Here is a 1599-nt window from a genome sequence, read left to right as displayed (position 1 = left end):
TCGGCGGCGTCCTACTCTCCCACAGGGTCCCCCCTGCAGTACCATCGGCGCTGTAAGGCTTAGCTTCCGGGTTCGGAATGTAACCGGGCGTTTCCCCTACGCTATAACCACCGAAACACTATGAAACTGTCGAACCATGCCGCACCACGCTGTGGCAACGTGGGGCTGTTCGTGGTTTCAGAACCAACACAGTGGACGCGAGCAACTGAGGACAAGCCCTCGGCCTATTAGTACCGGTCAACTCCACACGTTACCGTGCTTCCATATCCGGCCTATCAACCCAGTCGTCTACTGGGAGCCTTACCCTCTCAAGGAGGTGGGAATACTCATCTCGAAGCAGGCTTCCCGCTTAGATGCTTTCAGCGGTTATCCCTCCCGAACGTAGCCAACCAGCCATGCCCTTGGCAGAACAACTGGCACACCAGAGGTTCGTCCGTCCCGGTCCTCTCGTACTAGGGACAGCCCTTCTCAATATTCCTACGCGCACAGCGGATAGGGACCGAACTGTCTCACGACGTTCTAAACCCAGCTCGCGTACCGCTTTAATGGGCGAACAGCCCAACCCTTGGGACCGACTCCAGCCCCAGGATGCGACGAGCCGACATCGAGGTGCCAAACCATCCCGTCGATATGGACTCTTGGGGAAGATCAGCCTGTTATCCCCGGGGTACCTTTTATCCGTTGAGCGACGGCGCTTCCACAAGCCACCGCCGGATCACTAGTCCCGACTTTCGTCCCTGCTCGACCCGTCGGTCTCACAGTCAAGCTCCCTTGTGCACTTACACTCAACACCTGATTGCCAACCAGGCTGAGGGAACCTTTGGGCGCCTCCGTTACTCTTTAGGAGGCAACCGCCCCAGTTAAACTACCCATCAGACACTGTCCCTGATCCGGATCACGGACCCAGGTTAGACATCCAGCACGACCAGACTGGTATTTCAACGACGACTCCCCCTGAACTGGCGTCCAGAGTTCAAAGTCTCCCAGCTATCCTACACAAGCCGAACCGAACACCAATATCAAACTGTAGTAAAGGTCCCGGGGTCTTTCCGTCCTGCTGCGCGAAACGAGCATCTTTACTCGTAGTGCAATTTCACCGGGCCTATGGTTGAGACAGTCGAGAAGTCGTTACGCCATTCGTGCAGGTCGGAACTTACCCGACAAGGAATTTCGCTACCTTAGGATGGTTATAGTTACCACCGCCGTTTACTGGCGCTTAAGTTCTCAGCTTCGCCCCACCGAAATGGAGCTAACCGGTCCCCTTAACGTTCCAGCACCGGGCAGGCGTCAGTCCGTATACATCGCCTTACGGCTTCGCACGGACCTGTGTTTTTAGTAAACAGTCGCTTCTCGCTGGTCTCTGCGGCCACCCCCAGCTCAAGGCGTAAAGCCCATCACCAGGAATGGCCCCCCTTCTCCCGAAGTTACGGGGGCATTTTGCCGAGTTCCTTAACCATAGTTCACCCGAACGCCTCGGTATTCTCTACCTGACCACCTGAGTCGGTTTAGGGTACGGGCCGCCATGAAACTCGCTAGAGGCTTTTCTCGACAGCATAGGATCATCCACTTCACCACAATCGGCTCGGCATCAGGTCTCAG

General features: G+C 56.2%; 2 rRNA genes. Both read right to left on the bottom strand.

What is annotated here, in order from left to right:
* Positions 1 to 115 (bottom strand): 5S ribosomal RNA (gene rrf / locus ACFZDE_RS38635); the annotation flags it as partial.
* Between the two features lie 92 nt (positions 116 to 207).
* A 23S ribosomal RNA gene (locus ACFZDE_RS38630) occupies positions 208 to 1599 on the bottom strand; the annotation flags it as partial.

It is taken from the genome of Streptomyces sp. NPDC007929, assembly GCF_042959065.1.
Classification (GTDB): Bacteria; Actinomycetota; Actinomycetes; order Streptomycetales; family Streptomycetaceae; genus Streptomyces.
The sequence above is the reverse complement of the archived record's forward strand: the minus strand, read 5'-3'. Positions and strand labels throughout refer to the sequence as shown.